The sequence below is a fragment of the Photobacterium minamisatsumaniensis genome, assembly GCF_050336695.1.
Classification (GTDB): Bacteria; Pseudomonadota; Gammaproteobacteria; order Enterobacterales; family Vibrionaceae; genus Photobacterium; species Photobacterium minamisatsumaniensis.
The window spans coordinates 1-2,671 of record NZ_JAKJSI010000096.1 but is presented as its reverse complement, the minus strand read 5'-3'; the positions used below and the strand labels follow the sequence as shown (position 1 = coordinate 2,671).

The 2,671-nt window shown below is 43.1% G+C and carries 1 protein-coding gene, 1 tRNA gene and 1 rRNA gene; 2 read left to right on the top strand and 1 reads right to left on the bottom strand.

Features of this window, described 5'->3' with window-relative positions; genetic code table 11:
- The first annotated feature begins 102 nt into the window (after positions 1 to 102).
- A 5S ribosomal RNA gene (gene rrf / locus L4D78_RS28135) occupies positions 103 to 218 on the top strand.
- Between the two features lie 66 nt (positions 219 to 284).
- A tRNA-Asp gene (locus L4D78_RS28130) sits at positions 285 to 361 on the top strand.
- Positions 362 to 707: 346 nt separating this feature from the next.
- Here L4D78_RS28130 and L4D78_RS28125 read toward each other — a convergent pair.
- On the bottom strand, positions 708 to 2,671 hold a 1,964-nt coding region (locus L4D78_RS28125), incomplete at its 5' end, for a condensation domain-containing protein (protein WP_428469978.1).

Sequence of the window (2,671 nt, the reverse complement as noted above, 5' to 3'; positions counted from 1 at the left end):
TTTTTACGGACTCCACGAAGCACTTGAATGGTGTTTGAGAACTAGTCAGATTTTCCCAGATTGCTATTTGCTGCCATAAGGCRGTAGATAAAACAGAATTTGCTTGGCGGCCATAGCATTATGGACCCACCTGATCCCATGCCGAACTCAGTAGTGAAACGTAATAGCGCCGATGGTAGTGTGGGGTTTCCCCATGTGAGAGTAGGACATCGCCAGGCTTCAAATTTAGATATTCATATTGAACGATGGRTATCGGATAGATACGTAAGTATTTATCACCGTGTGGAGCGGTAGTTCAGTTGGTTAGAATACCGGCCTGTCACGCCGGGGGTCGCGGGTTCGAGTCCCGTCCGCTCCGCCACTTATTAGAAAGCCTCGTCAGAAATGACGAGGCTTTTTTGCATCTACGCTCCCGGTGCGTTGAGCTTCATCTGCTCCGCCACTTATACTAATACCAACCTACATAAGTACTTGATCAGTCTTACTGGTTAAAACCGCTGTCCTCTATATTAGAGATTTTGTAATTAGAACCACTAGTTACTGCAATCTCTGCCTTGATAACAACCATTTTTCCTGCGTAATACTTAGATCAATTACTTATCCAGACTGGTATAAGCCCGAGTCTAACAACTCGGGCTTTTTGCATTTATGCTTTGGCCGTCCTTCGACGGGAAAGCACATGACAGGGCTGATACTAAGCCCTGTAGTTAAAGGTGGTCTACGATATGCCGAATATGGTTAATTGTGTCATCCCCAACTTTGTGCATGGTTTCTTCTTTGAAGTGGTGATGGTTATAAGTAAATGTGATCTCTAATTCACCGTTTCTCACTGTGTAAATGATGTACCACAGATTCTTACGCATCAATTGTTCACTACGCCAGATTTCATCGAGCTCAAGTGCATCATCAAAACGTGGGTTAAACCATGGGCTATTTATAGCTTCAGGCTCACTAAATTCTTCTAACTGGAAATTAATGGCGACTTCTGGTGTTGTCAGTGAAGACATAAAACGCTGGGTCGATAGTTCATTATTACAGTATTTCAGTAAAGGAAAACCTGATGCTCGTTGGTTGAACTCACTAAATTGGGTTGCTGTCTGTTGCACCTGCTGTATCGGGGTGCCACTGTTATTCAGTGTAAATGGAATACTGAACATTTCAGTGAAGTAGCCGACGGTCCGGCTCATATCAAGTGCTAACCCTAATTCATTTCGACCATGCTTTTGGACATCGATCAATACTTTCTCGCTGCAACTACGCTTGCTAACTTGATGTAAAATAGCATCTAACACTAAGACTCGTAGTGATAATTGTCGATGAGATTGGAGCTTATTTTTTATAGATAAGACTTCTTCTCGTGCAAGGGTAACGCTTATTCGGCGGTCGTCTTTAGCAATGTTGTTGTGATCCTCTCCAGTATGATCTTTATTCATAGGTGAATGGCCTTGCCAGTCAAAGCGCTGAATAAAATCAAGTTGCTCTTGAGCCTGAGGTGACTGACAAAAGGCTTGTAACCCTTGGGTATAACGGATAAACGCGTGATCATTAACGGCTTTCGTTACTGCTGAGGTCGGCTGGGTTAGTGCTCTACCATAATCATCACTTAATTCATCAAACATGAGATTAAGGGAGTGTCCGTCAGCCAAGAGGTGATGAATAATGTTAAGCAAATAATGTTTGCCATGTTTTGGATAGCTAACCAAACAGAAATGCACAGGTGAGCTGGCTAGAGTTATGTCTTTCTGGATTTCAATAAGCACACCTTTGAGGTGTGTAATGATATCTGGTATTTGTTCAGTGAAGGTTAGCTGACTGAAAGGTAGTAGTGAGTCGTCGGAGCGAATGTGTTCTCGCCACCTACCTGCACTGATATGCATACTGACTCTCAGAGAATCGTGTCTTTGGTAGAGGGTAGCTAAGGCATGTTTGAGTGCCGGGAGATTGAAATCTTGATGGGTCACTTCAAGTACAGTGAGTGCATTCCAGTGGTTAAGATCGAGGTGATCCCGTCCCGGCTGAATGCACTCTTGCATTTCATAACGGTTAGGTAATGACAGTAGTTCCATTGGCTTTCTTTCATCGGAGAGATCAATATTGATCTTTGGTATTGCTAATGGAGGAGTTTCAGTCAATTGAGCCAAGTGTTTGAGAGTGGCATTTTCACGGAATTGGTTTAGATCAAAGTCGAACTCTTGTCGAACACATTCAGACTTAAGCATAATTAAACTTAATGAATCGCCTCCTAGTTCAAAAAAGTTATCTTCACGGCCTATTTGAGGCTGGCCTAACAAGGTTGACCAGATCTTGCTGAGTTTTATTTCTTTTTCCGTTTCGGGAGCTGTATACACATTATCAAGTAACTGCTGAGAGTCGGGAGTTGGTAATGCTTTACGATTAATTTTACCGTTTGGCGTCAGTGGTAGCTTATCAAGTAATTGATAAACCGAAGGTTGCATGTAAGCGGGTAAGTGCTGCTGGACGTGTTTTTTTAATTCCTGAATGGCGGATTGACCCTCAACACCTTTCCCTGTCACTAAGTAGGCGACAAGTTTTTCAGGCTTTCCTGCCACTTGAACAACAGCTTGATTGAACGATGGATGCTGTAGCAAGCAGGTTTCGATCTCTCCCAGTTCAATCCTGAACCCCCGTAGTTTTACCTGAAAATCGGTAC